This is a genomic window from Streptomyces sp. NPDC020875 (genome assembly GCF_040641415.1).
Lineage (GTDB): Bacteria > Actinomycetota > Actinomycetes > Streptomycetales > Streptomycetaceae > Streptomyces.
In genome coordinates, this window is record NZ_JBFADP010000020.1 from 48,684 (window position 1) to 73,922 (window position 25,239).

Genomic DNA, 25,239 nt, shown 5'->3' on the forward strand with positions numbered 1-25,239 from the left:
CTGCGATGTCCTTCCCGCTCCTTACGGCGACGGCGGTGGTCCCGGCAGTCGGGGCGATCGTCACCGCCGCGGTGCCCGCCGCGCGCAAGGGGGCAGCCAAGACCCTGGCGCTGCTGTTCTCCCTCGTCACGCTGGCCCTGGCGGCGATCGTGCTGGTCCGGTTCGAACCGGACGGCGCGCGCTACCAGCTGACCGAATCCCATGCCTGGATCTCCGACTTCGGGGTCCGGTACGAACTGGGCGTCGACGGTATCGGGGCCGTACTGATCGCGCTCACCGCGCTGCTGGTGCCGTTCGTGATCCTGGCCGGCTGGAACGACGCCGACCCGCAGGGCGAGTCGAACTCCCGGTGGCGTCCCACCCAGGGCTTCTTCGCGCTGATCCTGATGGTCGAGGCGATGGTGATCCTCTCCTTCGAGGCCACCGACGTCTTCCTCTTCTACATCCTCTTCGAAGCCATGCTCATCCCGATGTACTTCCTCATCGGCGGCTTCGGGGACCGGGCCCACCAGGGCAGCGACGAGAACGCGGCGGCTCAGCGCTCTTACGCGGCGGTCAAGTTCCTGCTCTACAACCTGGTCGGCGGGCTGATCATGCTGGCCGCGGTGATCGGCCTCTACGTCGTGGCCGGGAGCTTCTCGCTCACCGAGATCGCGGCGGCCCGGGCCAGCGGCGAGCTGGAAATGGCCACCAACACCGAACGGCTGCTCTTCCTCGGCTTCTTCTTCGCCTTCGCGATCAAGGCGCCGCTGTGGCCGCTGCACACCTGGCTGCCCAACGCGATGGGCGAGGCGACCGCGCCCGTCGCCGTACTGATCACCGCCGTGGTCGACAAGGTCGGCACCTTCGCGATGCTCCGGTTCTGCCTCCAGCTCTTCCCGGAGGCGTCCCAGTGGGCCACCCCGGTGATCGTGGTGCTGGCCCTGGTCAGCATCGTCTACGGGGCGCTGCTCGCGGTCGGCCAGCGGGACATCAAGCGGCTGGTGGCCTATGCCTCCATCTCGCACTTCGGCTTCATCGTCCTGGGCATCTTCGCGATGACCTCCCAGGGCCAGTCGGGCGCCACGCTCTACATGGTCAACCACGGGATCTCGACGGCCGCGCTGATGCTGGTCGCCGGATTCCTGATCTCCCGGCGCGGATCCCGGCTGATCGCCGACTACGGCGGAGTGCAGAAGGTGGCGCCCGTCCTCGCGGGCACCTTCCTGATCGGGGGTCTGGCGACCCTCTCACTGCCGGGTCTCGCGCCGTTCGTCTCCGAGTTCCTGGTCCTGGTGGGCACCTTCGCCCGCTATCCGGTGGCCGGGATCGTCGCGACCTCCGGCATCGTGCTGGCCGCGCTCTACGTCCTCGTCCTCTACCAGCGGACGATGACCGGCCCGGTCAAGGAGGAGGTCCGGAGCATGCCCGACCTCCGGCCGCGTGAGCTGGCGGTGATCACCCCGCTGATCGCGCTGCTGCTCTTCCTCGGGGTCTACCCCAAGCCGCTGACGGACATCGTCAATCCGGCCGTGGAGCACACCATGTCCGATGTTCAGAAGAAGGACCCCCGGCCGGAGGTGGAGGCCAAGTGAGCCCGACAGCTGTCCACACCCTGTGGACGACGGCGGCCGAGCCGGTCGACAAGATCAACGCACCGGATATCGAGTACGCCCAGCTCGCGCCGGTACTGATCGTGGTCGGCGCGGCCATCGTCGGCCTGCTGCTGGAGGCGTTCCTGCCGCGCAAGTCGCGGTACTACGCCCAGGTGGCCCTGGCGACGGTGGCGCTGGTCGCCGCCTTCGCCGCCGTCGTCGGCCTGGCCGAAGGCGGCTACGGCACCTCGAAGGTGAATATCGCCGCGATGGGCGCGATGGCGATCGACGGCCCGACGCTCTTCCTCCAGGGCACGATCCTGCTGGTCTCCCTGGTGGCGGTCTTCACCTTCGCCGAACGCCGGCTCGACCCCGAGGCCCACGGCAGCGCCGTGGACTCCTTCACCGCCCAGGCGGCGGCCGTCCCCGGCAGTGAGAACGAGAAGGCCGCGGTCCGGGCCGGGTTCACCACCACCGAGGTCTATCCGCTGGCGATGTTCGCGGTCGCGGGCATGCTGGTCTTCCCGGCGGCCAACGATCTGCTGACGCTCTTCATCGCGCTGGAGGTCTTCTCCCTCCCGCTCTATCTGCTCTGCGCGCTGGCCCGTCGCAAGCGGCTGATGTCCCAGGAAGCGGCCGTCAAGTACTTCCTGCTGGGCGCCTTCTCCTCGGCGTTCCTGCTGTTCGGGATCGCCCTGCTCTACGGGTACGCGGGCTCCGTCTCGTACGGCCGGATCGCCGAGGTCGTCGACGGGTCGGTCCGGACCGTCGATCCGGCCCTCGCCGACACCATGGGCAATGACGCGCTGCTGCTGATCGGCTCCGCCCTGATCCTGATGGGGCTGCTCTTCAAGGTCGGCGCGGTCCCGTTCCATATGTGGACCCCGGACGTCTACCAGGGCGCCCCGACGCCCGTCACGGGCTTCATGGCGGCGGCGACCAAGGTGGCCGCTTTCGGCGCCCTGCTGCGGCTGATGTACGTGGTGCTGCCGGGCCTCAAGTGGGACTGGCGGCCGCTGCTGTGGGGCGTGGCGATCCTGACCATGCTGGCGGGTGCGATCATCGCCATCACCCAGACCGACATCAAGCGGCTGCTGGCGTACTCCTCGATCGCCCATGCCGGGTTCATCATGGCCGGTGTCATCGCGGTCTCGCCGGACGGCGTCTCGTCCGTCCTCTTCTATCTGGGTGCCTACTCCTTTGTGACGCTGGGCGCGTTCGCGGTCGTCACCCTCGTCCGCGACGCGGGCGGCGAGGCGACCCATCTCTCCCAGTGGGCCGGTCTCGGCCGCCGTTCGCCCCTGGTGGCCGCGGTCTTCGCGATCTTCCTGCTGGCCTTCGCCGGAATCCCGCTCACGTCCGGCTTCTCCGGCAAGTTCGCCGTCTTCAAGGCGGCGGCGGAGAGCGGGGCCGGGGCGCTGGTCGTGGTCGGTGTGATCTCCTCGGCGATCGCGGCGTTCTTCTACATCCGGGTGATCGTGCTGATGTTCTTCAGCGAGCCCAAGCCGAACGGCCCCACCGTCGCGGTCCCCTCGGGTCTGACGGTCGGCGCGATCGGCGTGGGTGTGGCGGTCACCGTCGTCCTGGGCGTCGCCCCGCAGTACTTCCTCGATCTGGCGGGTCAGGCGAGCGTCTTCGTCCGCTGACCCCGCCGTCCGGCACCGAGCACCCGGGCCCGGTCTCCTTCAGCAGGAGACCGGGCCCGGGTGTGTCCGCCACTACGACGGTCCGCTCAGTGGTGCCGGGAGCGGCGCGGGGTGATCTCGGTCAGGTCGAGATCGACCGGGAAGGGGACGGAGACCTTCAGCCGGTCGTGGAAGATCCCGGTGGCCACGTACTGGCCGGTGGCGGGTTCGCGTTCGAAGACATGGACGACGGCCCGCCCGCCGTCGTTCTCCACCCGCCAGTAGTGGGGGATCCCGGGCGTACTTGACGGGCTTGGTCTCGCGGTCCCGGCTGACCGAGTCGGGGGACACCACCTCGATCGCGAGGGTGACGGACGCCGCAGGGAGCCGGGTCTGCTCATGGCCCTCGACGGCGTCCGCGGGGACGACGATCACATCCGGTTCGGGCCGGTTCTGCCGGTCGACGTCGATGGTGAACTCCCGGACGACCTCGTAGCCCTCCGGTGCGAGTGACTGCAATCGCCAGTTGAGGAAGTCGATCGCCCTCACATGGAACAGGGACTGCGGACTCACGAAGACCAGGCTCCCGTCGATCAGCTCCGTATGCGGAGGCAAGTTCGGAAGCGTGTCCAGATCGTCGGCGGTCCAGCCGCCGACCGGTGGCATCGGCCAGCCCGGTTCGGGCCGGGGGGCCTCGGGTTCGGCGCTCATCAGTGCTCCCATACGACGGAGTCTCGCCGGTGCGGTCAGGTTATCGGGCCGGAAGGGGGTGAACCCCCTTCGAACGGGCGAACGTGGCCCGGGTGTTGACGTGGGTGGGGTCAGTGGGACGGGGTGATGCGGCCGGTGACCTCGCCGAGGCCGACGCGGATGCCGTCGGGGCCCGGTGCCCAGGCCGTCATGGTGACCGTGTCGCCGTCCTGGAGGAAGGTGCGGTCACCGTCCTGGAGGGTGAGGGTGTCGCGGCCGTTCCAGGTGAGTTCGAGGAGGGAGCCCCGCTGGTGGACCTCGGGGCCGCTGACCGTGCCGGAGGCGAAGAGGTCGCCGGTGCGCAGGGACGCGCCGTTGACCGTCATATGGGTGAGCTGCTGGGCCGCCGTCCAGTACATGGTGGCGAACGGGGGCTCCGCGATCACCTGGCCGTTGACGGCCACGGAGATCCGGATGTCGAAGCCGCCCGGCTCCTCGTCGGCCGAGTCGTCGAGATAGGGCAGCGGCGGGACGTCCCGGGCGGGCGGCGCGGTACGGGCCGCGTCGAGGGCCTCCAGCGGGGTGACCCAGGCCGAGACGGAGGTGGCGAAGGACTTGCCGAGGAACGGCCCCAGGGGCACGTACTCCCATGCCTGGATGTCCCGGGCCGACCAGTCGTTGAGCAGGAAGAGGCCGAAGACGTGGTCGCGGAAGTCGCCGAGCGGTACGGAGTCGCCTTGCGCGGTGGGCGTACCGACCAGGAAGCCGACCTCGGCCTCGATGTCGAGCTTGGCGGACGGGCCGAAGACGGGCGCCGGGTCGGCGGGGGCCTTGCGCTGGCCCCGGGGGCGTACGACCTCCGTACCGGAGACCACGACGGTGCCCGCGCGGCCGTGGTAACCGATCGGCAGATGCTTCCAGTTGGGGGTGAGGGGCTCGCTGTCGGGGCGGAACATCCGGCCCACGTTGGTGGCGTGGTGCTCGCTGGCGTAGAAGTCGACATAGTCGGCGACCTCGTACGGGAGGTGGAGGGTGACCTCCTCCAGCGGGTGGAGCAGCGGTTCGACGGCGGTCCGGTGGGCCGGGACCGTCACCCAGGCGGTGAGCGCGCGGCGGACGTCGCGCCAAGTGGTGCGTCCGGCCGCGAGCAGCGGATTGAGGGTGGGCCGGTCGAGGAGTGCGGCGTACGGGGAGCCGAGGGCGAGGGCAGCCGCCCCCGCGTCGAGCACATGCCGCCCGATCCGGACACCGACCCTGCGGCGGTCGGGTTCGGCGGCGGTGGAGAAGACGCCGTAGGGCAGGTTGTGCGGGCCGAAGGGGTCGCCCTCGGCCAGATCGAGCGGGCTCTGCTCGGACATCTGCGCGTGCCTCGTTTCCGATTCTGTGCGGGGCCGTACGGCGGGTGCCGTGGACGGCGGGGCGCACGGTGCTCTTCACGATGTGGGGGACACGTTACGTGGGGGACGCAAGGGACCGGCAGGGCGCGATCATCCCGTTGTTCTGGGAAAACGTTTCACCCAGCTTCGGTGGAAGACCGGCTCGCCCCGGTGCCCCGGCCCCGCAGCGTTGTCCCGGCAGCTCACCTTGTCCTCGGCGACCAGGTCGTCGGCGTCGCAGTAGAGGACGGAGCGCGTCTCCACGGTGATGTCCCAGCCGAGTTCGGGCCGGTGGAACCGTACGGTCCACTCCGTCTCCGCCCGGGCGGAGAGGGGGTCACCGGCCCGGATCGTCCGGATCTCCCGGGCGTCCTCGAAGACCTCGAGACCGTCGGGGTGCACCCGGCTCGCGCCGTCCGCGCCCAGCGGCCGGGGGTCGGTCTCCAGCCGCCAGGTGTCCGTACCGACATCCCGGATCAGGGCGTGTTCGGGGCGGCGTTCGGCCGGGGCGGTGAGCGGGGCGGGGGAGACCACGCCGAGGGGTTCGACGCGTTCGGGCGGGCCGGGGGCTACCAGCATGGGCGCGGTCCCCGGTGGATCGGGGTCGCGGACCGGGAGTTCCAGCCGGGAGCCCTCGGGGAACAGGACGAAGTCCGCCGGAGCACCGGCCGGCGGCCAGAGCCACGGCCAGTAGGCGGAGGAGACCGCGAGCCGCAGCCGGTGTCCGGGCGGTACCGCGTATCCGGCCGCCGCCAGGTCGAACGACACGTCCTCGACGGCGCCGGGGGGCCAGGCCCTGGCCCGGTCGAGCCCCTCGCGGGCGGCGGTGTTCCGTACGCCCCGGGTGATCAGCGTCGACGAGCCGTCGGGTGCCAGGTCGCACAGGCGTACGGCGATCCGGCCGTACGGGACGTCCAGCCGCATCCGCAGGGTGATCCGGGGGCGGCCGAGCACGGTCAGGCCGTCACCCGGGACGGGGAATTCGAAGCACACGGAGCGCGCGTCCTCCTCCCGCTGATCGGGCGGGAGATCGGCGGTCCGGCCGGGCTCGGGGAGCGGACGGCCCGCGTCCGCGCCGGTGTGCGCGGGGGACGCGACGGGTACGGGGCCGCCCCGCAGGACGTAGGGGACGGTCCGGACGGCGGGGGAGGGCCAGGAGGGTTCGGCGATCCAGGCGGCGTCGGTGCCCGCGCGGCTCGTGCGGGTGCCGGGTGCGGACGGGCCGGTGATCCAGGCCCTGAGCGGCGGTACGGGGGCGGAATCGGCGCCGCGCAGATACCGGTCCCACCACCGCAGGGTCTCGTGCAGGAAGCCGATCGCCGGGCCGGGCCCCGGTTCGTCCGGATAGTGCCGGGACCAGGGGCCGATCAGTCCGCGCACCCGGTCGGAGGGGAGCGTCTCCAGCAGCCGGAGCACGGTGTCCCGGGCCGGGTCGTACCAGCCGCCGACCGCCAGGACCGCCGCGCGGACGGCCCCGGCGTCGGCCCCGGTCCACCCGGGCCAGTGGTCGTCGCGGAGCGGATGCGCCAGGGCGCCGTGCAGCGGCGGTGCCACGGCGGCCAGCCGGGTGGTCCACCGGTCGCGCCAGACGTCGGCCCCGGCGTAGCGAGGGTCCGGCGGGCGGCAGAGCGCCGAGAGCAGGGCGGTGGAGCGGGCCGGCATGGCGTCGGCGCCGACCGCGCCGCCGGGGTGGGCGCCGTCCTCCTGATACGGGTCGACGGTCGCGCCGACCGCGACGACCGCCCGCAGGGGGTCCGGGGCCAGGACGGCGACGCGCAGCGCGAGGGTCGCGCCGGGGCCGAGGCCGAACATCCCGATCCGGCCGTCGCCCCAGGGCTGGGCCGCCAGCCACTCCACCACCTCGGCCGCGTCGGCGGCGTCCGCCGCGGCGTCCCGGGCGGGGCCGCGGTCCGGGCCGCCCCAGGGCGCGGCCGGGACGCCCTCGCCGCAGCCGTGGCCGCGGGCGTCGACCCGGACGGAGGCATAGCCGTGGGACGCGTACCAGGGGTGGCGGCGGGCGTCCCGGGCGGCCGTGGAGTCGGTCAGCCGGCCGGGCTCGTATTCGAGGAGGACGGGGGCGGGGGCGCCGGTGCGGGGCCGCCAGAGCCGGGCGTGCAGCCGGGTGCCGTCGGAGAGGGGGACGAGGAGGTCGTCGTGGCGGACGGGGTGGGGGCCGGTGTCGTACGGGGGCGGGGCGCCGGGGGCCGTGACCGGATCGGGTGTCTTCGTGCGGTGCGCGGCGGGGCCGGTGCCGGTGCCGGATCCGGGCGGGGCCGTCGGGCCGGTCGGTGGACGGGACGGGTCGTCCGGTCCCTCCGGGCCTTCGCCGTACACCGGCGGGATGTGGTCTCCGTACACCGGCGGGGTGTAGGGGACAGGGCGTGGGGAAGCCGACTCGTACCGGCCGGTACGGTACCGGTCGGGTTCCGGCGGAGCCCCGGAACCGGCATGATCCGTTCCGGTCGACGGGGGCGGCGCGGAGCGTGCCGGCCCGGGGTGGGAGGACGGCGGGTGTGCGGCGTACTGACGGTGCTTGCGCATGGCGGGGCCTCGTTGCCCGGGGCGGGCCCGCCGCCGGTCACGGCCCCGGCCGGGGCCGCGGGGAGGCGGTTCCGCGGCCGTCCGGCGACCTGTTCCGGGGGCGGTCCCGGAGCGGTTCACCGGTACGGTCACGGGTACCGTCGCCGATACCGCCGAAAGGCTCACCAGTGGTCGTATCTACTGATCACGAACATACCGGTGGCGGCGGGAAGGCGCCCATGGTGATCCAAACGTGACCGGATACGCTGACTTGAGTGAATCCAGCGACACATCGACAATCCGTGTGATTATCAGCAGACAGGAGATCCCCTCGTGACCGTCGTCGGGCCGTTCGGGCTGAGCGTGCGGGACCAGGCTCTTGAAGCCGATGTCCAGACCGGACTGTCGGCCGTCGAGGCGGGTCTGCTAGAAGCCACCAAGAGTGAGGTGCCGTTCATCACGGAGGCGGCCCAGCACCTCGTCCGTGCGGGTGGCAAGCGCTTCCGGCCGCTGCTGGTGATGCTGGCGGCCCAGTTCGGTGACCCGCACGCACCCGGAATCGTGCCCTCCGCCGTGGTCGTGGAGCTCACCCACCTGGCGACGCTCTACCACGACGACGTGATGGACGAGGCGGACGTCCGGCGCGGCGTGCCCAGCGCCAACGCCCGCTGGGGCAACTCGGTCGCGGTCCTGACCGGCGACTTCCTCTTCGCCCGCGCCTCCCACATCCTCGCCGACCTCGGCCCGGAGGCCGTACGGATCCAGGCCGAGGCGTTCGAACGGCTGGTCACCGGGCAGATCCTGGAGACCGCCGGGCCGCGCGACGGCCGCGACCCGGTGGCGCACTACCTCGATGTGATCGGCGGCAAGACGGGATCGCTGATCGCGGTCTCCGGGCGCTTCGGCGCGATGATGTCCGGCGCCGACGAGGGCGTCACGGACATCCTCACCCAGTACGGGGAACGGCTCGGCGTCGCCTTCCAGCTCGCCGACGACGTCCTCGACATCGCCAGCGACTCCCACGAGTCGGGCAAGACGCCCGGTACGGATCTGCGCGAGGGCATCCCCACCCTCCCCGTACTCCATCTGCGGGCCCGGGCCGAGGCCCGGGGCCTGGCCGACGACCTCGAACTGGTCGCCCTGCTCGACGGCGACCTCACCGACGACGCCCGGCACGCGGAGGTACTGACCCGGCTGCGGGCCCATCCGGCGCTGGAACAGGCCCGGAAGGACACCATCCGGTACGCCGAGGAGGCCCGCTCCATGCTGGGCCCGCTGCCCGAGTGCTATGCGAAGGCCGCACTCGAAGAACTCTGCGACGCCGTCGTGCACCGCGCGGGCTGACCGCCGATGACCGCCGAACACGCCCCGGGGCCTGGCCCGGCAGCCGACCCGGAGACCGAGCGGATACTCGCCCGCTACGCCGCCGAGCTGCCGGAGCCCGTACCGCTGATCGCCCTCTGGGTGCACGGCTCGATCGCGGAGGGGACCGACTACCGGCCGGGCCGCTCCGACCTCGATCTGATCGCCGTCCTCGAACGGCCCTGCGCCCCGGCGGAGGAGGAGCGGCTGGCCGGACTGCACCGGCGGCTGGCCGGCGACGAGCCCCTCGCGGCCCGGCTGCACTGCTCCTTCATGTCGGCGACGGAGCTGGCCGACCCCGGGCACGACCATCTGACCTGGGCCTTCAACGAACTCTTCCGGCGGCCGGTGAGCCCGGTGACCCGGGCCGAACTGCACCGGTTCGGCCGAGTCCTGTACGGCCGCCCGGTCGGGGGACTGCTCCCCGGGATGACGGACCGACAACTGAGGGAGTACGTCCACGGACAGCTCCGGGACGAGCTGCTGCCGCGCTGCGCCGACGAGGAGCTGTTCCGGCAGGACACCTGGGTCGACTACGCGATGCTGGCCCTGCCGAGGGCCGCCGTCACCCTCGCGGACGGGCGGCTGATCACCAAGGCCGAGGCATTCGGGGTGCTGGCCGAACTCGGGGCTCCCGCCGAGGTCGTGGCGGATGTCCGACGACGGCGGTACGGGGCACCGGGCGACGGCGAAGACCCTGGACCCGGCCCGGAGGGCGACGCCCCGTGGCTCACCCGGCGGGCCCGTCTGACGACGGACTTCCTGCGGTCCCGCGCGGAGACCCTGATCGCCGCCTACCACCCGGGATGACAAAGGTCTCGACGAGGTGTCACCGAATGGGGGAGCGTGTCGGGGGAACCCTCATCCCACAGTCGTACACCCATTTGCTCCCGGGGATTGACGCCCGGACGACGGTGATTTGGTCAGATGGATGCACTGCTCCTGACCGACCACGGAGGTAGTCCACACCATGGCACCGAACGACGACAGCGCACAGACCAACCAGGAGACGGGCGCGGTCACCGCGCGCCGCCGCCGCGCGGCGCGTTACGCCCTTCCGGTCGCGGTGGCAGGCGTGGCGGCGGCGACCATCGGTCTGGTCCCGGCCCTCGCCGCCTCCGGTGACCCCGATCTGCCCGACATCAGCGCGCAGGAGCTGGTCGAGCGGATCGCGGCCTCCGACACCGAGCGACTCTCGGGCACCATCAAGATCAGTACGGATCTGGGGCTCCCCGACTTCGGGGGCCTCGGCGAGTCCTTCCTGTCGGGCGCAGCCGCGGGCGCCGCGGAGGGCGGCGAGGAGACGGGGTCGTCGGCGGCCCCGGACGCCAAGCTGATGGAGCTGGCGACCGGCTCGCACACGCTGCGGGTCGCGGTCGACGGCCCCGACCGGCAGAAGATCTCGATCGTCGAGAAGACCTCCGAGTACAGCCTCATCCGCAACGGGGACGAGCTGTGGGCGTACGACAGCGCGTCGAACGAGGTCTTCCACCAGAAGGACGCCGGACCCGGCACCGCCGACGCCGGCAAGGACGGCAAGAGCGGCAAGGCCGCCGGGGCCCTCCCGGGACTGGCGGACGCGGGGACGGAGGCGCCGACGCCCCGGGAGCTGGCACAGGAGGTGCTGAAGGCCGCCGACGAGACCACGTCGGTCACCGTCGACGGCACCGCCCGGGTCGCCGGACGTACGGCCTACCAGCTGGTGGTCAAGCCCAAGCAGAACGACTCCACCATCGGCTCGGTGCGGATCGCGGTCGACTCCCGCACCGGGACGCCGCTGAAGTTCACCGTTGTGCCGTCCTCCGGCGGCAAGGCCGCGATCGACATCGGCTTCACCAAGGTGGACTTCGGCAAGCCCGCCGCCTCGACCTTCGACTTCACCCCGCCCAAGGGCGCCAAGGTGACGGGCCCCGAAGAGCTGCGCGCGGAGGCCGAGAAGGCCGGTGAGTCCCTGGAGCGGGAAGGCAAGGCGCTCGGGGAGGAGCTGGAGAAGGAGCTGAAGGGCGGGGCGAAGGACGGCAAGGGGCTGACCGGTCCCGAGGGCGTGAATGTGATCGGCGAGGGCTGGACCACGATCGTCAGGACCGGCCCCGCCGAGGGCGCGGGCGCCGTGGCCGGGGCCGAGGGCGGACTGCCGTCGGAGGTCGGCGATCTCCTGGGCGGGATGACCGACTCGGTGAAGGGCGACTTCGGTACGGGCACGGTCTTCAAGACCCGCCTGGTGAACGCGCTGATCACCGACGACGGCAGGGTTTACGCGGGCGCCGTCACCAAGGACGCGCTGGTCAAGGCCGCCAACGCCGACAAGTGACTCGGCCCGGGCCGCCGACGGGCGGCCCATGGTTCTGACGGGGGGCAAGGACGCCGGGGCCGCCGGGACGCCCGGGCCGCCGACGGGCGGACCGCTTCCCCACCGGGTCGCCGCGCCGACGGGCGGCCCGGTGGACGGGGGAGCGTCGCGGGCCGGGAGATCCGGGGACGCGAGGACCCGGGGGACCCGGAGTCCGAGGGAGAGGGTGGGGAAGAGGATGACAACTGCCGGGCCGGAGGCCGTGATCGAGACGAGCGGGCTCACCAAGCGGTATCGCGGTGGGCAGCTCGCCGTCGACCGGCTCGATCTCACCGTGCCCGCGGGCAGTGTCTTCGGCTTCCTCGGCCCCAACGGCTCCGGCAAGACCACCACCATCCGGATGCTGATGGGGCTGATCGAACCCACGGCCGGACGGGCGACCGTACTCGGCGGACCGATGCCCGGCGCGGCCCGGACCGTACTGCCGCAGGTGGGCGCCCTGATCGAGGGCCCGGCGCTCTACGGCTTCCTCAGCGGACGGGACAATCTGCTGCGGTTCGACGCCGCGGACCCCACCGCCGACCCCCGGACCCGCCGGGACCGGGTCGGTACGGCCCTGGAGCGGGTCGGGCTGACCTCGGCGGCCGGGAAGCGGGCCAGGGCGTACTCCCTGGGTATGAAGCAGCGGCTGGGGCTGGCCGCCGCCCTGCTCCGCCCCCGTCGGCTGCTCGTCCTGGACGAGCCGACCAACGGCCTCGACCCCCAGGGCATGCGGGAGATCCGGGCCCTGGTGCGGGAGCTGGCCGCCGACGGGACGACGGTCTTCCTCTCCTCCCATCTGCTGGACGAGATCGAGCAAGTCTGTACCCACGCGGCGGTGATGGCCCGGGGCAGACTGCTGACACAGGGGCCCGTCGCGGAGCTGGCCGCCCGGGCCCGGGGGAGGCTGACCGTCATCACCCCGGACACGGACGAGGCGGCCCGGCTGCTCAAGGAGCGGGGGATCACCGAGGTCGCCGTCGAACCGGACGGCGGCCGGGTCACCGGCGATCCGCCGGGACCGGAGACGGAGCTGGCCGAGCTGACCGCCGCGCTGGTCACCGCCGGGGTCCGGGTCCGCGGCTTCGGGGTGGAGCGGGCGTCGCTGGAGGACGCGTTCATGGCGCTGACGGGGGAGGGGTTCGATGTCGCGGGCTGAGCCGGAGACGGGCGCCGCGGCGGAAGCCGCGGAAGCCGTGGAGCCCGCGGCGTCAGGTGCCGTGGCGGAGCCCGCCGTGGCCGTGGCGGCTTCGGAGTCCGTGGCCTCCGGCGCGCCGGGGCGGGACGCCGGACCGGGCGCCGTAGCGGCGGCGCTGTCGCTCTTCCGGTCCGAGTTGGTGGTGACCCTGCTCCGCTGGCGGACGATCGCCCTGCTCGGGGTGTTGGCGGCGGTGCCGCTGCTGATCGGTATCGCCGTACGGATCGAGACCGGGGACGGCGGCCGGGTCGGCGGCGGGGCCGAGGAGGGCCCCGCGTTCATCTCCCAGATCACCAACAACGGACTGTTCCTGGTCTTCGCCGCGCTCGCCGCCACGCTGCCGGTCTTCCTGCCGATGGCGGTCGGGGTCGTCGCGGGCGACGCGATCGCCGGGGAGTCGGCGGCCGGAACCCTGAGATATCTGCTGGTGGCCCCCGCCGGAAGGACCCGGCTGCTGCTGGTCAAATACGCGACGACGCTGGTGTTCTGTCTGCTGGCGACCCTGGTCGTGGCGGTCTCCGCCCTGGCAGTGGGGGCCGTGCTCTTCCCGCTCGGCGACATCACCACGATCTCGGGGACCCGGATCTCCTTCGGGGACGGACTGATACGGGCCGCCCTGGTCGCCCTGGTCGTCGCGCTCTCCCTGGCCGGGCTCGCCGCGCTCGGGCTCTTCGTATCCACCCTCACCGGCAGCGGGATCGCGGCGATGGCCACCACGGTCGGTCTGCTGATCACGGTCCAGATCCTCGGCACCATTCCGCAGCTGGACGCGATCCACCCCTATCTCTTCCCGCACCACTGGCTGTCGTTCTCGGATCTGCTGCGGGAGCCGGTCCAGTGGGACGGGATCCAGCAGAACCTGGGGCTCCAGGCGCTTTACGCGGCGGTGTTCGGGTCGGCCGCCTGGGCGCGGTTCACCACCAAGGACATCACCGCCTGACGGTCGCCGCCGCGCGCCTGCCGCCGAGTGCCTTGTGCCGGGGCGGCGGGCGTCGAGGCCGGGCGTGGGGTGTGCCGTACGGCTCCGGAGCCGTACCCGGACATGGCTGCATGCGTGTGCGGTGGAGGCACACGCATGCAGCCGGTGGGGGGTGGCGGTTCCGAAGCGGCTCTCGGCGTCACAGCCGGGACGGTGCGGATCGCGGATCGTACGGATGGCGCGGGGCGGTGGTGCGGGGTGGTGGTGCGGGTGGCGGCACCCGGGTCACGGAGGCCGCCACCCGGTCAGAAGGTGAGCTTCCAGCTGTTGATGTAGCCGGTGTCCTGCGGTCCGACGTCCTGGACGCGTAGCTTCCAGTCGCCGTTGGCGGGCTCGGTGGAGGCGTTGACGGTATAGGTCGCGATGACGTCGTCCGCCGAGTCGTTGCCGCTGGAGTTCTTCAGCCGGTAGGCCGTACCGTCCGGCGCCAGCAGATCGATCACCAGATCGCCGCGCCAGGTGTGCCGGATGTCGACCCCGACGGAGAGGGTCGGCGGGGCGTTCCCGGTCCGGCCGGAGACGGTGACGGTCGAGGTGACGGCGGCGCCGTTGTCCGGGATCGCCACATCGGCGGTGTTCTCATAGCTGTCGCCCGGCGGGACGCTCCCGGCGCCCAGGGTCCAGATGGCGTGGGCGACCGCGTCGCTGTTGCGGTCGAGGGCGGTGTCGTTGATGTTCGCCGTGGTGTCGCAGGAGGAGTGGTAGCAGCGGTCGAACGCCTGGCCCGCCGTACCGCCCCACTTCTGGGCCTGGGCGGCGGTCTTCGTCCGGCCCGCGCCGGTGAACAGCCCGCCGACCCGGATGCCCGCGTTCTTGAAGGAGGCGTGGTCGGAGCGGCCGTCGCCCTCGGTCTCGATCTCGGTGGGGACCCCGAGCCCGGCGAAGTAGTCCTTGAAGACCTTCTCCAGCTGGACGTCGTCGTCATAGACGAAGTAGCCGGGGTTCGGGGAGCCGATCATGTCGAAGTTGAGATAGCCGGAGAACTTCGAACGCTCGGCGGCCGGAAGGTTGTTGACGTAGTACCGGGAGCCGACCAGGCCCTGCTCCTCGGCGCCCCACCAGCCGAACCGCAGATGCTTCCCGGACTGGAACCCGGTCCTGGAGACCGCGAGGGCCGTCTCCAGGACGGCGGCGGAGCCCGAGCCGTTGTCGTTGATCCCGGCGCCGGAGGAGACGGAGTCCAGATGCGCACCCGCCATGAGCACCTGGTTCGGGTCGCCGCCGGGCCAGTCGGCGATCAGGTTGTAGCCGGTGGCGCCGCCGTAGCTGAAGCTCTGGACCGAGGTGGTGTATCCGGCGGCGTCCAGCTTCGCCTTCAGATAGTCGAGGGACGCGCGGTAGCCGGGGCGGCCGTGGGCCCGGTTGCCGCCGTTCGCCGAGGCGATCGACTGGAGCTGGGTCAGATGCGCCTTCACATTGGCGAGGGGTATGTCGGGCGGGGCGAGTGCCGCCGCCGGGGAGACGGCCGCCGTCGCGGCGGTCGATGGCGCGGCCGGCGCGGGTGCCGTCGCCGCGGGTGCGGCGGTCGCCACCAGCCCGGCCAGGGCTATCGCCGCTCCGGCGATGCCCCGTCTGGGGAGACGGGGGAGCTGACGGGAAACGGAGAGTCTCATAGGGGGGCTCCGGAATTCCGTACGGGGACAGGACGGAACGAACGGGCCGCCCCGGAATGGCGGGTTCCAGGGCGCTGGAGCAGTGGTGCGCGGTGCTCAGAGTCCGGGAGAGCGTGATGGACCGTCAAGGGCGGAAATCGGTCAGCTGTGTTCGCATACAGAACAGAAGTGCCGACGAAGGCGGTTCTGGAACGATCGCTTCCGTGTCATTTTCCGTCGGAAGCGGACAGCAGGGCGCCCGCCTCCCGGTCGCTGTGACCGGTGGCGGGCGTTGTGGCGGGTCCCGGCGGCCGGGTGGTCTGCCGGGCCGACAGCGGGACGGTCGGGCCGGCAGCGGGGCGGCGGATCGGCGGGGCGACGGATCGGCGGGGCGGCGGGGTGGCTGGGCGGTCGGGTGGGGGAGGGCCGTCGGCGGGCCGTCACTCCACGCAGAACTCATTGCCCTCGGGGTCGGCCATCGTCGTCCAGACGCCCATCGGCTGCCGCTGCTCGTAGAGCACGGTGGCGCCGAGTCCGCGCAGCCGCTCGACCTCCGCCGGGATCCGTTCCGCTCCCACATGCAGATCGAGGTGGAGCCGGTTCTTCGCGGTCTTGGCCTCCGGGACCCGCTGGAACAGCAGCCGACGGCCCAGGCCCAGGTCCTTGTACTCGTCGAACGGGTCGTCCGGATGGCGGACGGCGGCCAGATCGAGCCAGACGTCCCGGCCGTACCGCTCGGTCGTCGCCCCCTCCGGCAGATGGCCCGCCTCGCGCAGTCCGGCGATCAGTCTGCTGTGGTCCTCGACCCGGTAGCCGAGGGCGGCGGCCCAGAAGTCGGCCTGGGCCAAGGGGTCGGCGGCGTCGATGGTGAGCTTCCAGTGGAGTGGCGCAGTCATGTAACCGTTTATAGTGGTTACATGGTTGATGTTGCAAGAGGATTCCTCCTCAGTCCCCCGTCCGGCGGCTCCTTCCGCTTCGACGCCGGGACGCTCTGTCTGGAGCTGCTGCTCACCGGCGGCCCCGGCGAACTGGCCCGGTGGGAGTCGCTCTACGCCCCCGCCGACCTGGTGGAATGGGCCGGGCGGAGCAGGCTTCCGGACGGGCTCGCCCCCCGGGTCGTCCCGGCGGAGGTGACGGCCGCCCGGGCGCTGCGGGACGCGGTGTACCGGCTGGCGTCCGCGCGGATCCACGACCGGGAGCCGGACGCGGCGGACCTCGCGACCGTCGACGCCGCCGCCGCGCAGCCGCCGCCGGTACCCCGGTTCGGACCCGCCGGTACCCGGGCGTGGGCGCCCGGCGCGACCGGCGCCCAACTGCTGTCGGCGGTGGCGCGGGACGCCCTGGACCTCTTCACCGGCCCCTACGCCGACCGGATCCGGGAGTGCGGCGCGGACGACTGCCAACTGGTGTTCGTGGACGCGTCCCGCCCGGGCCGCCGCCGCTGGTGCTCGATGGAGCGCTGCGGCAACCGGCACAAGGTCCGGGCGCACCGGTCCCGCCGCCCCGAGGAGGCCGAGGGGGACGGCTGAGACATGTGCTGAATTGTGGGGGCGGCGACCCGGGGCGGCCGGGGCTGCGGGGGCGCCGCGGGTAACGGGGGGCAGCGGCGCCGTAGCCGTGTCTAGACGGTCAGTACCCGGATGCCGAGGTCCCCGAGGCGGGCGACCGTGTCCGCCGGTGCCGTCGAGTCGGTGACGATGATGTCGACCCGGTCCAGTCCGCAGATCCGGGCGAAGGCCCGTCTGCCCAGCTTCGAGGCGTCGGCGACCACGACGACCCGCTGGGCGCGCTCGGCGAACAGTCGGCTGATGCTCGCCTCCTCCTCCTGGTGGGTCATCAGGCCCAGTTCGGGGTCGAGACCGTCGACCCCCAGTACGGCGACGTCGAGGACGACCTCCTTCAGTACCCCGGCAGCCAGCGGGCCCACCAGTTCGTACGTCTGGGGGCGGGCCACTCCGCCGGTGGCCACGATCTTGATCTGGGGCCGTACGGCCAGCTCGCCCGCGATATTGAGGGCGTTGGTGACGACGGTGTACATCGGTGCCGTGGCCTCGGTACCGCCGTGCCGCCCACCGGCGGTCCGCAGGGCCAGGGCGCGCGCCACCTCGGTCGTGGTCGTCCCCCCGTTGAGGCCGACGACCTCGCCCTCGCCGATGAGTTCGACGGCCGCGGCGGCGATGCGCTGTTTCTCCGTGGCGCGCCGGGACGACTTGTACCGGAGGGGCAGTTCGTACGAGACCCCGTGCGCGACGGCCCCGCCCCGGGTCCGGACGAGCATCTGCTGCTCCGCCAGTTCGTCGAGGTCCCGGCGGACGGTGGCGGGCGAGACCCGCAGCTCCGCGGCCGTCTCGTCGACCTCCAGCCGGCCCTTGGCCGCCAGCAGCTCCAGCAGTCGGCTCCACCGCTGATGTTTGGACATGCTCCGGACTCCCTGGACGTCGATCCGCGCGCGCGGGTCGTGGGGTGCCCCGGTGTTCCTTCGCGGGGGCGCCCCGTTCGAAGAGCGTAGCCGGTGGGACGGAGGGCTCCCGAGCCGAGCCGGGCCCGGCCGGGTGGGGAGTGGGCGGGGGTGGGGCGAGATCCGGACAGGGGTGGAGGCCGGCGGTTCGCGAGCATATTTCCTGCAAGATTTTGCTTGAAGATGCTCGAACCGACTCGCTAGTGTGCAGATTAATGCATCCGGTGAGTCTGCGGGTGTACGGCCCGATCGACTGAAGGAGCCCTTCGGTATGTCCGCCTCAGCCTCGTCCCGTACCGCCGCCCCGTCCCGTACCGCCGTCGAGATCGCCTCACAGCCCGACAACTGGCTGCGGGCCCGGGATTCCCTGGAGTCGTACCGCGATGTCCTGCCCCGCCGGGGCGAGCGGGTCGCCGTCGTCGGCTGCGGCACCTCCTGGTTCATGGCCCGGGCGTACGCCTCCCTCCGCGAGCTGGGCGGACACGGCGAGACCGACGCCTGGGCGGCCTCGGAGTTCCCGTACGGCCGCCGCTACGACCGGATCCTCGCCATCACCCGGTCCGGTACGACGACCGAGGTCCTCGACCTGATCACCCGGGTGAAGGGTGCCGTACCGGTCGGAGCGATCACGGCCGTCGCCGGGACTCCCGTCCCCCGGGAGGCCGACGGCGCCGCCGTACTCGGCTTCGCCGACGAGGAGTCGGTGGTCCAGACCCGCTTCGCCACCACCGTGCTGGCGCTGCTGCGCGCCCAGCTGGAGGCGGAGGGCGCGCTTCCGGCAGGCGTGCGCCCGCTGGAACAGGCGATCTCGGACGCGCGGCAGGCGGTCGTCCGGGAGTTGGCCCCCGGGGTGCCCGCCGCCGGGCAGTTCACCTTCCTCGGCAGTGGATGGACCTGCGGCCTGGCGCTGGAGGCCGCCCTCAAACTGCGCGAGGCCGCCGGGGCGTGGACCGAGGCGTACCCCGCGATGGAGTACCGGCACGGGCCGATCAGCGTCACCGGCCCCGGCCGGGTCGTCTGGATCTTCGGCCCGACGCCCCCGGGGCTGGCCGACGACGTCGCCCGGGTCGGCGGGACGCTCGTCGCGAACTCGGACGGCGGGCTTTCCACCGGCCTCGACCCGCTGGCCGATCTCGTGCTGGCCCAGCGGCTGGCCGTGGCGCTGGCGGAGGCGCGGGGCTGCGACCCCGACCGCCCGCGCAATCTGACCCGTTCCGTGATCCTGACGAGCGGCCAGATGTGAGAAACCCCGGCGGGCGACCGCAGGATCGCCCTGGGCATGGGCACGACGTACGGGCAGCCGGGGCCGCCGAGTTCCTGCTCGACGCGGGCCGGGGGCCCGACGCTGCCCGGGACGCCCGGGACACCTGGTTCGTCCCCATCGGCACGTACATCACCGCAGGGCTCCGCACCGACGGGCCGTTGCCGGTCGCCCCGCGGGAGGCCCGTGGCGCTCCCGGCGGCGGCCGTACCCCGCCCCGTGGCCGGTGACTTCGACGCCGACCTCTCTACCGCCAGTTCCGTACCACCGTCTCCGTGGAGAGCATCGATGCCTCTTTCGACCACCGACGAGATCATGGCTCCCGCCTACCGGGACCTGTCCGGCGTCGGGGCGTTCAACGTGGTCCAGATCGAACACGCCCACGCCGTCGTCGCCGGAGCGGAGGCGGCCGGCCTCCCCGTCATCCTCCAGATCAGTGAGAACACCGTCCGCTACCACGGATCGCTCGCCCCGATCGGCCTCGCGTCACTCGCCGTCGCCCGGGCCGCGAGCGTCCCCGTGTCGGTCCATCTCGACCACGCGACCTCGCCCGAACTGATCCGGGAAGCCGTCGGCCTCGGGTTCCCGTCCGTCATGTTCGACGGGTCCGGGCTGCCCTACGAGCGGAATGTGGCCGCCACCCGCGAGATCACCGACTACTGCCATCGCGCGGACGTCTGGGTCGAGGCGGAGCTGGGCGAGATCGGCGGCAAGGACGGCGCGCACGCGCCCGGGGTCCGTACCGATCCGGAGGAGGCCGGGGCGTTCCTCGCCGAGACCGCCGTGGACGCCCTGGCCGTCGCCGTCGGCAGCTCCCACGCCATGCTCACCCGGGACGCCGTACTGGACTTCGACCTCATCGCCCGCCTCCGGAAAACCCTCCCCGTCCCCCTCGTCCTGCACGGCTCCTCCGGGGTCGGCGACGACGATCTCGCCACGGCGGTCTCGGCGGGGATGACCAAGGTGAACATCTCCACCCATCTGAACAAGACGTTCACCCGGGCCGTACGGGAGTGTCTCGGCGCCCGTCCCGACGTCGTCGACCCCCGGATCTACCTCGGTCCCGCGCGTACGGACTTCGCGGCGGAGGTGACCCGGCTCCTGCGGGTCCTCGCGCTCCGCTGACCCCGGCGCGGGCGCGTATCCCCGGAGCGGACCCGTCGGCGACGGCCGCGAGTCCGGGGCCGAGTCCGGCTCCGGCTCCGGGTCCCGGGCCGGGTCCGGGTCCGGGGTCGGGGCCGGGTCCGGGTCAGAGCTGGGGGGCCGCGGTCCGGTCGGCGGGCCGCGGCTCCCCTTGGGCGGTGTCGTCGCGGGCGTCGTACGAGGCCCGGGCCGCCGCGATCTCGTTCTGGTGCCGCTCGGTCCAGGTGACGAGCGAGCGGATGGTGGTGTGCAGGGTGCAGCCCAGCTCCGTGAGGGCGTACTCCACCCTGGGCGGTACGACCGGATGCACCGTACGGCTGACCAGTCCGTCCCGCTCCAGCTGGCGCAGGGTCACCGTCAGCATCCGCTGACTGATCCCGTCGATCTCCCGGCGCAGCTCGGTGAACCGGACGACCCTGCTGTCGAGCAGGGCGATGACCAGGAGCGACCACTTGTCCGCGATCCGGTCGAGGATCTGGCGGACCTCGCAGTCCTCGCGGGCGTCCCACTGGAACGGGTCCGGGTCGCCGTCGTCCTCGAACTCGGTCACTCCCAGGTAACCGGGTGACTTCAAAGTGCCTCCTTCCGCCGGACCCCATCCTGCCGGAGGATCGAGTCGGTTACCAGAGGGAACCGACCCTCAGGTGAGTAACCAGCTTCCCTTCCTCCGGCATGTCCGTCTCCCCGGCATGCCCCGATGGCGTACGCCCGGAGTCTGCCGATGTCCGCATCCCCGCCCCTGTCCGAGCCCCCGTCCCCGTCGCCCCCCGCCGAGACCGCCGAGTCCGCCGAGACCGCCGAGTCCGCCGAGTCCGCCGGATCCGCCGGATCCGCCGGATCCGCCGAGGCCGCCGAGCGGTCCCCGGCCATGTCCGGGCGGGCCCGGGCGATGCTCGCCGTTCTGTGCGGCACGGTCTTCCTGGAGGGCATCGACGTCGCGATGCTCGCCGTCGCCGTCCCCGCCATCCGGGCCGATCTGGGCCTCTCCACCGGTACCGCCGCCTGGGTCGTCAGCGGTTACGTCCTCGGCTACGCGGGCTTCACCCTGCTCGGCGGCCGGGCGGCCGATCTGCTGGGCCGCCGCCGGATGTTCCTGCTCTGGCTGGTCGTCTTCATCGCCTTCTCGGGTCTCGGCGGTTTCGCCACGGAGGGCTGGATGCTGGTGCTCTCCCGGTTCGTCACCGGGGTGGCCGCCGCCTTCATGACCCCCGCGTCGCTCTCCCTGATCACCACCTCCTACCAGGCGGGCCGACAGCGGAACAAAGCCCTGATGATCTACGCCGGAACGTCGGCGGGCGGCTTCTCCCTCGGTCTGGTCATCGGTGGTCTCCTCACCGAGATCGGCTGGCGCTGGGTCTTCTTCGCCCCCGTCGTCCTCGCCGTACTGATCCTCATGGGGGCGCTCCGGCTGCTGCCCGCCGACCGGATCCCGCCCCGTACCGGCGGCTTCGACCTGCCCGGCGCCGTCACGGCCGCCGGAGCGATGCTGCTCCTGGTCTACGGCATCATCCGGCTCGAACACGGTCTCGCCGGGTGGGGGTTCACCCTCGCCGTGATCGCCGCCGGGTCGCTGCTGATCCTGATGTTCGTCCGGATCGAGCGCCGGACCGCCGTTCCCCTGGTCCGGCTGGGCATTCTGCGGAACGCGGCCATGGTCCGGGCCGACACCGGGATGATGCTCCTCTTCGGCGCGTTCTTCGGCTTCCAGTTCATGGTCACGCTCTACCTCCAGGAGGAGCGGGGCTGGACGTCCCTCCAGACATCGCTCGCCCTGCTGGTCGCCGGGATCGACGTGATCCTCGCGCCGACCGTCACCCCGATCCTGGTGAACCGTTTCGGCACCGCCCGGGTGATCTTCTCGAGCTTTGTCGTCGCGGTCGTCTCGTACGCCCTGTTCCTGCCGGTCGGCGACGACTGGTCGTATCTCGCCATGCTGCCGGCGCTCACCCTCGCCGGGGTCGCGTTCGGGCTGGGGATCGGGCCGATGACCATCGCCGCCACCGACGGGGTCCCGGCCGAGGAACAGGGGCTCGCGGGCGGACTGCTCCAGACCGCGATGCAGTTCGGCGGTGCGGTCGGCATCTCGGCGGTGACGGCGGTCTACGGGCTCATGGGCGGCGGCGGGCGGATGGAGGCGTTCCGCGCGGGGCTCGTGGTGCCGCTGGTGATGGTGATCGCCGGAACCGTGGTGGCGGCCGTGGGCCTGCGCGCCGACCGGTCGACCGGGCCGACCGCGCCCGGCGGGGACAGCGGTCCGGCCGGTGATCCGTACCAAGGTGCGGGCGCGCTCGGCGGTACGGGCCGGGTCGCGACGGCCGGGGAGCCCCCGGAGGGCGGGATTCCGTCCGGGCCGGTACGGGTCGGGAGCTGACCGCCCCCGGGCCGGGCCATCCGGCGGCGGCCGGGCCCGGGCGGCGGGGCGGCGAACCGGGCGGCCGCGGAGGCGGCTCCAAGGGGGGGCCGTACCGGGTAGGAATCGGCTGGCAGCCGGGCCGGAGCTGCGACGAATGTCACGTATGCCCCTACTTGTTGGGCGCGTACGGTGGGACGATGGACCAGCCCCCACCCCCTTCGCCCGGCCCGGGACCGGCCGCCGACTGTCCGCTGGTGGGTGTCGTCGCGACGTATCTGCCCCGGCTCTCGGAGTTCACCTTCGATCCCGGGCTCGTCGCCGCCGTCGACCAGCACGCGGCCGATGTCCGCGACGCGCTGGTGCCCCGGCAGCGGTGCGGGGCACGGGGCGCGGGCGGAGGTGGGGACGCGCGGGAGATCTGGACCGACTCCGGTGACGTACGGCGGGAGGATCTCGCCGACTACGCCCTCGGTTTCACGGACTGGCTCACGGAGACCGAGTGGACCGAGCCGGTCGGCTACGACTTCGCGACGCTGCGGCTGACCGCGATCTGCTGGCTGGTACGCGAACACGATCTGCTCGGCCGCTGACCCGTCCGTCCGGCAGCCTCCGAAGCCGCCTGTCGGAGCCGCTGGAGCCGCCGGGGACGTACGGTCCGGTCCGTACGCCCCGCCGACGGCGCGACGGTCCGGACTACATCGGGTCGTACGGACCGTCGTCGCCACGTCGTCCCTGGTCGCCCCGGGCGTCCGGGCGGCCGGTGGTCCCGGGCGTCGTCCTCGTCCCGGGTGCGGGCTGACCGGCCGCCGCGTCCGAACGGCCCCGCTGGTACGCGCCGAGACTGTCCCGCGCGCCCGCCGTCTCCGACTCGGCCCGCGTCAGCCAGTTCTCCCAGCGCGAGCGCATCGGCCCGATGAGTCCGCCGCCGACCCCCACGATCAGGATGCCCGCGACCGTGCCGAGCGTCGCCAGCAGCAGGGGACCGGTGATCGCGGTCGCGATCCCGGCCTGGCCGAGGGCGGCGATCGCGCCGAGCGCCACGATGAACGCCCAGGCGATCGTGGCGAGGACCTTGCCGTACGAGGTACCGCTGAGCGCGTCGTTGATGATCTCGCGCACCGCGCGGGCGATGGCCATCGCGACCACGACGATCACCAGCGCCACCACGGCCCTGGGCAGCCAGGCGACCACGGCCTGGATCATCACACTGATCGGGTTGGGGCCGAAGACCCCGAAGGCCAGCTGGAGCACGATCAGCAGCAGCCCGAAATAGATGACCTTGGTCAGAATGCCGGTGGCGTCGTACGAGGAGTTCCGCAGGGCGTGCGCGGCGCCGCTGCGCTCCGCGAGCTTCTCGGAGCCGACCCTGCGCAGCAGCCGGTCCACCACCCGGGCTATCAGCTTGGCGATGAACCAGCCTATGAGCAGGATGGCGAGGAAGCCGATGAACTTGGGTATGAAGGCGGCCACCGCGTTCCACGCCTGGGAGAAGCCCGCGCCGAAGTCGACGTCGAGGGCCAGGGGCAGGGGCTGGGACATGTGGGCACTCCGTCCGCTGACGGCCCCGGCGTACCCGGGACCCGTACTCCGGTCGTAACACCGGCGTGGGACGGCGGCCCGGGGTGGAGCGGACGGGTGGGCCGGTCGGGTGGCGGATTGGGCCACTGCGGTGGGGCCGGGAGTACGGCCCCGGACGCGCCGACTCCCCGGACCCGCAGTCCGCCGACTCGCCGTCCGCCGGACTTCAGGAGGCCGGTTCGGTCCGGACCGTCGGCTCGGGCGGCGGCGCGGGCGCCTCGGGCGGTACCGGAATCCCGGGCGGTGCCGCGACGGCCGGTGCCGGGACGGCCGGGTCGCCCGCCGTCCGCAGCTCCTCGGCCCGCTCCCTCGAACGCCGGGCCGTCCGCAGCGCGTCCCAGGTCAATACGGAGAGCGCCAGCCACACCAGCCCGAACCCGGCCCAGCGCTCGGCGGGCATCGCCTCGTGGAAGTAGAGGACACCCAGCAGGAACTGGGAGACCGGCGCCAGATACTGGAGCAGCCCCAGCGTCGACAGCGGTACCCGGATCGCCGCCGCGCCGAAACAGACCAGCGGTACGGCGGTCACCAGGCCGGTCGCCGCGAGCAGCAGCATGTGCCCCGTGCCCTCGGCACCGAACGACAGCCCGCCCCGGGCCGCCAGCCAGACCAGATAGCCCAGCGCCGGGAGGAAGAGGATCGCGGTCTCGGCAGCCAGCGACTCCAGCCCGCCGATATTCGTCTTCTTCTTCGCCAGACCGTAGGTGGCGAAGGAGAAGGCGAGGACGAGGGAGATCCACGGCGGCTGGCCGTAGCCGACCGCCAGGACCAGGACCGCCGAGAAGCCGATCCCGACCGCCGCCCACTGCGCGGGCCGCAGCCGCTCCTTCAGCAGCAGAACGCCCATGGCTATGGTGACCAGCGGGTTGATGAAGTAGCCGAGGGACGCCTCCACCACCCGGCCGTTGTTCACGGACCAGATGTAGAGGCCCCAGTTGACGGAGATGACCACGGCCGCCACCGTGATCAGCCCCAGCTTGCGGGGATCGCCGAGGAGTTCCCGGATCCAGCGCCACCGCTTCAGCGCCAGCAGCGCGAGCGCGACCACCACCAGGGACCAGGTCATCCGGTGGGCCAGGATCTCGGTGGCCCCGGCCGGCTTCAGCAGCGGCCAGAAGAGGGGGACGAGCCCCCACATCCCGTAGGCGCCGATCCCGTACAGCAGACCCGCGCGCTGCTCTCCGTCCGATGACACTGATCC

General features: G+C 72.4%; 20 protein-coding genes and 1 pseudogene. 12 read left to right on the forward strand and 9 right to left on the reverse strand.

The window, feature by feature from the left end:
- Positions 1 to 5 precede the first annotated feature (5 nt).
- Together AB0G74_RS13890 and nuoN are read left to right on the forward strand one after the other, a co-directional pair.
- Entirely contained in the window at positions 6 to 1,574 is a 1,569-nt protein-coding gene (locus AB0G74_RS13890; RefSeq protein ID WP_361144871.1) for an NADH-quinone oxidoreductase subunit M, read from the forward strand.
- Entirely contained in the window at positions 1,571 to 3,220 is a 1,650-nt protein-coding gene (gene nuoN, locus AB0G74_RS13895) for an NADH-quinone oxidoreductase subunit NuoN (RefSeq protein ID WP_361144874.1), read from the forward strand. Before AB0G74_RS13890 ends, nuoN begins: the two co-directional genes overlap by 4 nt.
- A gap of 86 nt (positions 3,221 to 3,306) precedes the next feature.
- Here nuoN and AB0G74_RS13900 read toward each other — a convergent pair.
- From AB0G74_RS13900 to AB0G74_RS13910, 3 genes and pseudogenes are all read right to left on the reverse strand, one after another.
- Positions 3,307 to 3,910 (reverse strand): annotated as a pseudogene (locus AB0G74_RS13900) (Uma2 family endonuclease).
- Positions 3,911 to 4,020: 110 nt separating this feature from the next.
- Positions 4,021 to 5,247: a fumarylacetoacetase gene (fahA, locus tag AB0G74_RS13905; RefSeq protein WP_361144876.1), complete on the reverse strand. Its 1,227-nt coding sequence runs from the start codon at positions 5,245 to 5,247 to the stop codon at positions 4,021 to 4,023.
- A 129-nt stretch (positions 5,248 to 5,376) separates the two neighbouring features.
- Positions 5,377 to 7,623, reverse strand: a complete 2,247-nt coding sequence (locus AB0G74_RS13910; RefSeq protein WP_361144879.1) for a CocE/NonD family hydrolase — start codon at positions 7,621 to 7,623, stop codon at positions 5,377 to 5,379.
- Positions 7,624 to 8,118: 495 nt separating this feature from the next.
- Here AB0G74_RS13910 and AB0G74_RS13915 point away from each other — a divergent pair, with 495 nt between their 5' ends.
- The 5 genes from AB0G74_RS13915 to AB0G74_RS13935 all read left to right on the forward strand — a co-directional run bounded on the left by AB0G74_RS13915 (position 8,119) and on the right by AB0G74_RS13935 (position 13,614).
- Positions 8,119 to 9,129 carry a polyprenyl synthetase family protein gene (locus AB0G74_RS13915; protein WP_361144882.1) on the forward strand — a complete coding sequence of 337 codons (1,011 nt, stop codon included), beginning with the start codon at positions 8,119 to 8,121 and terminating at the stop codon, positions 9,127 to 9,129.
- A 6-nt stretch (positions 9,130 to 9,135) separates the two neighbouring features.
- Entirely contained in the window at positions 9,136 to 9,957 is an 822-nt protein-coding gene (locus AB0G74_RS13920) for a nucleotidyltransferase domain-containing protein (RefSeq protein ID WP_361144885.1), read from the forward strand.
- Positions 9,958 to 10,117: 160 nt separating this feature from the next.
- On the forward strand, positions 10,118 to 11,458 hold the full coding sequence (locus AB0G74_RS13925) for a DUF2092 domain-containing protein (RefSeq protein WP_361144888.1): 1,341 nt from the start codon (positions 10,118 to 10,120) through the stop codon (positions 11,456 to 11,458).
- Positions 11,459 to 11,675: 217 nt separating this feature from the next.
- Positions 11,676 to 12,635 (forward strand): ABC transporter ATP-binding protein, encoded by a 960-nt coding sequence (locus AB0G74_RS13930; RefSeq protein WP_361144891.1) that lies wholly within the window; start codon positions 11,676 to 11,678, stop codon positions 12,633 to 12,635.
- Complete coding sequence (locus AB0G74_RS13935) at positions 12,622 to 13,614, forward strand: ABC transporter permease subunit (protein ID WP_361144894.1); 993 nt, start codon at positions 12,622 to 12,624, stop codon at positions 13,612 to 13,614. The genes AB0G74_RS13930 and AB0G74_RS13935 overlap by 14 nt, the downstream gene beginning before the upstream one ends.
- A gap of 284 nt (positions 13,615 to 13,898) precedes the next feature.
- Here the strand turns inward: AB0G74_RS13935 and AB0G74_RS13940 are convergent, their stop codons facing one another.
- Both AB0G74_RS13940 and AB0G74_RS13945 read right to left on the reverse strand, forming a co-directional pair.
- Complete coding sequence (locus AB0G74_RS13940; protein ID WP_361144896.1) at positions 13,899 to 15,266, reverse strand: M28 family metallopeptidase; 1,368 nt, start codon at positions 15,264 to 15,266, stop codon at positions 13,899 to 13,901.
- A 419-nt stretch (positions 15,267 to 15,685) separates the two neighbouring features.
- The gene (locus AB0G74_RS13945) at positions 15,686 to 16,141 is read right to left on the reverse strand and encodes a VOC family protein (protein ID WP_361144899.1); all 456 of its coding nucleotides are present in this window, start codon (positions 16,139 to 16,141) and stop codon (positions 15,686 to 15,688) included.
- A gap of 21 nt (positions 16,142 to 16,162) precedes the next feature.
- Here AB0G74_RS13945 and AB0G74_RS13950 point away from each other — a divergent pair, with 21 nt between their 5' ends.
- The gene (locus AB0G74_RS13950) at positions 16,163 to 16,774 is read left to right on the forward strand and encodes an ABATE domain-containing protein (RefSeq protein WP_361144902.1); all 612 of its coding nucleotides are present in this window, start codon (positions 16,163 to 16,165) and stop codon (positions 16,772 to 16,774) included.
- 92 nt (positions 16,775 to 16,866) lie between these two features.
- Here the strand turns inward: AB0G74_RS13950 and AB0G74_RS13955 are convergent, their stop codons facing one another.
- Positions 16,867 to 17,664 (reverse strand): DeoR/GlpR family DNA-binding transcription regulator, encoded by a 798-nt coding sequence (locus AB0G74_RS13955; protein ID WP_361144904.1) that lies wholly within the window; start codon positions 17,662 to 17,664, stop codon positions 16,867 to 16,869.
- Between the two features lie 310 nt (positions 17,665 to 17,974).
- Here AB0G74_RS13955 and AB0G74_RS13960 point away from each other — a divergent pair, with 310 nt between their 5' ends.
- Together AB0G74_RS13960 and AB0G74_RS13965 are read left to right on the forward strand one after the other, a co-directional pair.
- On the forward strand, positions 17,975 to 18,946 hold the full coding sequence (locus AB0G74_RS13960) for a sugar isomerase (RefSeq protein ID WP_361144907.1): 972 nt from the start codon (positions 17,975 to 17,977) through the stop codon (positions 18,944 to 18,946).
- A gap of 306 nt (positions 18,947 to 19,252) precedes the next feature.
- Positions 19,253 to 20,089: a class II fructose-bisphosphate aldolase gene (locus tag AB0G74_RS13965; RefSeq protein WP_361144910.1), complete on the forward strand. Its 837-nt coding sequence runs from the start codon at positions 19,253 to 19,255 to the stop codon at positions 20,087 to 20,089.
- Positions 20,090 to 20,213: 124 nt separating this feature from the next.
- Here AB0G74_RS13965 and AB0G74_RS13970 read toward each other — a convergent pair whose 3' ends face one another.
- Positions 20,214 to 20,657, reverse strand: a complete 444-nt coding sequence (locus tag AB0G74_RS13970; RefSeq protein WP_361145032.1) for a helix-turn-helix domain-containing protein — start codon at positions 20,655 to 20,657, stop codon at positions 20,214 to 20,216.
- Positions 20,658 to 20,975: 318 nt separating this feature from the next.
- On the opposite strand from AB0G74_RS13970, the gene AB0G74_RS13975 reads away from it, so the two are divergent.
- Positions 20,976 to 22,478, forward strand: a complete 1,503-nt coding sequence (locus tag AB0G74_RS13975; protein WP_361145035.1) for an MFS transporter — start codon at positions 20,976 to 20,978, stop codon at positions 22,476 to 22,478.
- Positions 22,479 to 22,657: 179 nt separating this feature from the next.
- The gene (locus tag AB0G74_RS13980; protein ID WP_361144912.1) at positions 22,658 to 23,050 is read left to right on the forward strand and encodes a DUF6401 family natural product biosynthesis protein; all 393 of its coding nucleotides are present in this window, start codon (positions 22,658 to 22,660) and stop codon (positions 23,048 to 23,050) included.
- Between the two features lie 103 nt (positions 23,051 to 23,153).
- On the opposite strand, the gene AB0G74_RS13985 is transcribed toward AB0G74_RS13980, so the two are convergent.
- Together AB0G74_RS13985 and rarD are read right to left on the reverse strand one after the other, a co-directional pair.
- Positions 23,154 to 23,999, reverse strand: coding sequence for a hypothetical protein (locus AB0G74_RS13985; RefSeq protein WP_361144915.1), 846 nt, complete (start codon positions 23,997 to 23,999; stop codon positions 23,154 to 23,156).
- Between the two features lie 205 nt (positions 24,000 to 24,204).
- Positions 24,205 to 25,233 carry an EamA family transporter RarD gene (gene rarD / locus AB0G74_RS13990; protein ID WP_361144918.1) on the reverse strand — a complete coding sequence of 343 codons (1,029 nt, stop codon included), beginning with the start codon at positions 25,231 to 25,233 and terminating at the stop codon, positions 24,205 to 24,207.
- Positions 25,234 to 25,239: the final 6 nt, after the last annotated feature.

Excerpts from the sequence above, each read along its gene's own strand:
- AB0G74_RS13890 (WP_361144871.1), top strand. The coding sequence starts at position 6 with ATGTCCTTCCCGCTCCTTACGGCGACGGCGGTGGTCCCGGCAGTCGGG.
- AB0G74_RS13930 (WP_361144891.1), top strand. The coding sequence starts at position 11,676 with ATGACAACTGCCGGGCCGGAGGCCGTGATCGAGACGAGCGGGCTCACC.
- AB0G74_RS13955 (WP_361144904.1), bottom strand. The coding sequence starts at position 17,664 with ATGTCCAAACATCAGCGGTGGAGCCGACTGCTGGAGCTGCTGGCGGCC.
- AB0G74_RS13965 (WP_361144910.1), top strand. The coding sequence starts at position 19,253 with ATGCCTCTTTCGACCACCGACGAGATCATGGCTCCCGCCTACCGGGAC.
- AB0G74_RS13985 (WP_361144915.1), bottom strand. The coding sequence starts at position 23,999 with ATGTCCCAGCCCCTGCCCCTGGCCCTCGACGTCGACTTCGGCGCGGGC.
- AB0G74_RS13925 (WP_361144888.1), top strand. The coding sequence starts at position 10,118 with ATGGCACCGAACGACGACAGCGCACAGACCAACCAGGAGACGGGCGCG.
- AB0G74_RS13975 (WP_361145035.1), top strand. The coding sequence starts at position 20,976 with ATGTCCGGGCGGGCCCGGGCGATGCTCGCCGTTCTGTGCGGCACGGTC.
- AB0G74_RS13960 (WP_361144907.1), top strand. The coding sequence starts at position 17,975 with ATGTCCGCCTCAGCCTCGTCCCGTACCGCCGCCCCGTCCCGTACCGCC.
- fahA (WP_361144876.1), bottom strand. The coding sequence starts at position 5,247 with ATGTCCGAGCAGAGCCCGCTCGATCTGGCCGAGGGCGACCCCTTCGGC.
- AB0G74_RS13920 (WP_361144885.1), top strand. The coding sequence starts at position 9,136 with ATGACCGCCGAACACGCCCCGGGGCCTGGCCCGGCAGCCGACCCGGAG.
- AB0G74_RS13950 (WP_361144902.1), top strand. The coding sequence starts at position 16,163 with ATGGTTGATGTTGCAAGAGGATTCCTCCTCAGTCCCCCGTCCGGCGGC.
- AB0G74_RS13945 (WP_361144899.1), bottom strand. The coding sequence starts at position 16,141 with ATGACTGCGCCACTCCACTGGAAGCTCACCATCGACGCCGCCGACCCC.
- AB0G74_RS13935 (WP_361144894.1), top strand. The coding sequence starts at position 12,622 with ATGTCGCGGGCTGAGCCGGAGACGGGCGCCGCGGCGGAAGCCGCGGAA.
- AB0G74_RS13940 (WP_361144896.1), bottom strand. The coding sequence starts at position 15,266 with ATGAGACTCTCCGTTTCCCGTCAGCTCCCCCGTCTCCCCAGACGGGGC.
- AB0G74_RS13980 (WP_361144912.1), top strand. The coding sequence starts at position 22,658 with ATGGACCAGCCCCCACCCCCTTCGCCCGGCCCGGGACCGGCCGCCGAC.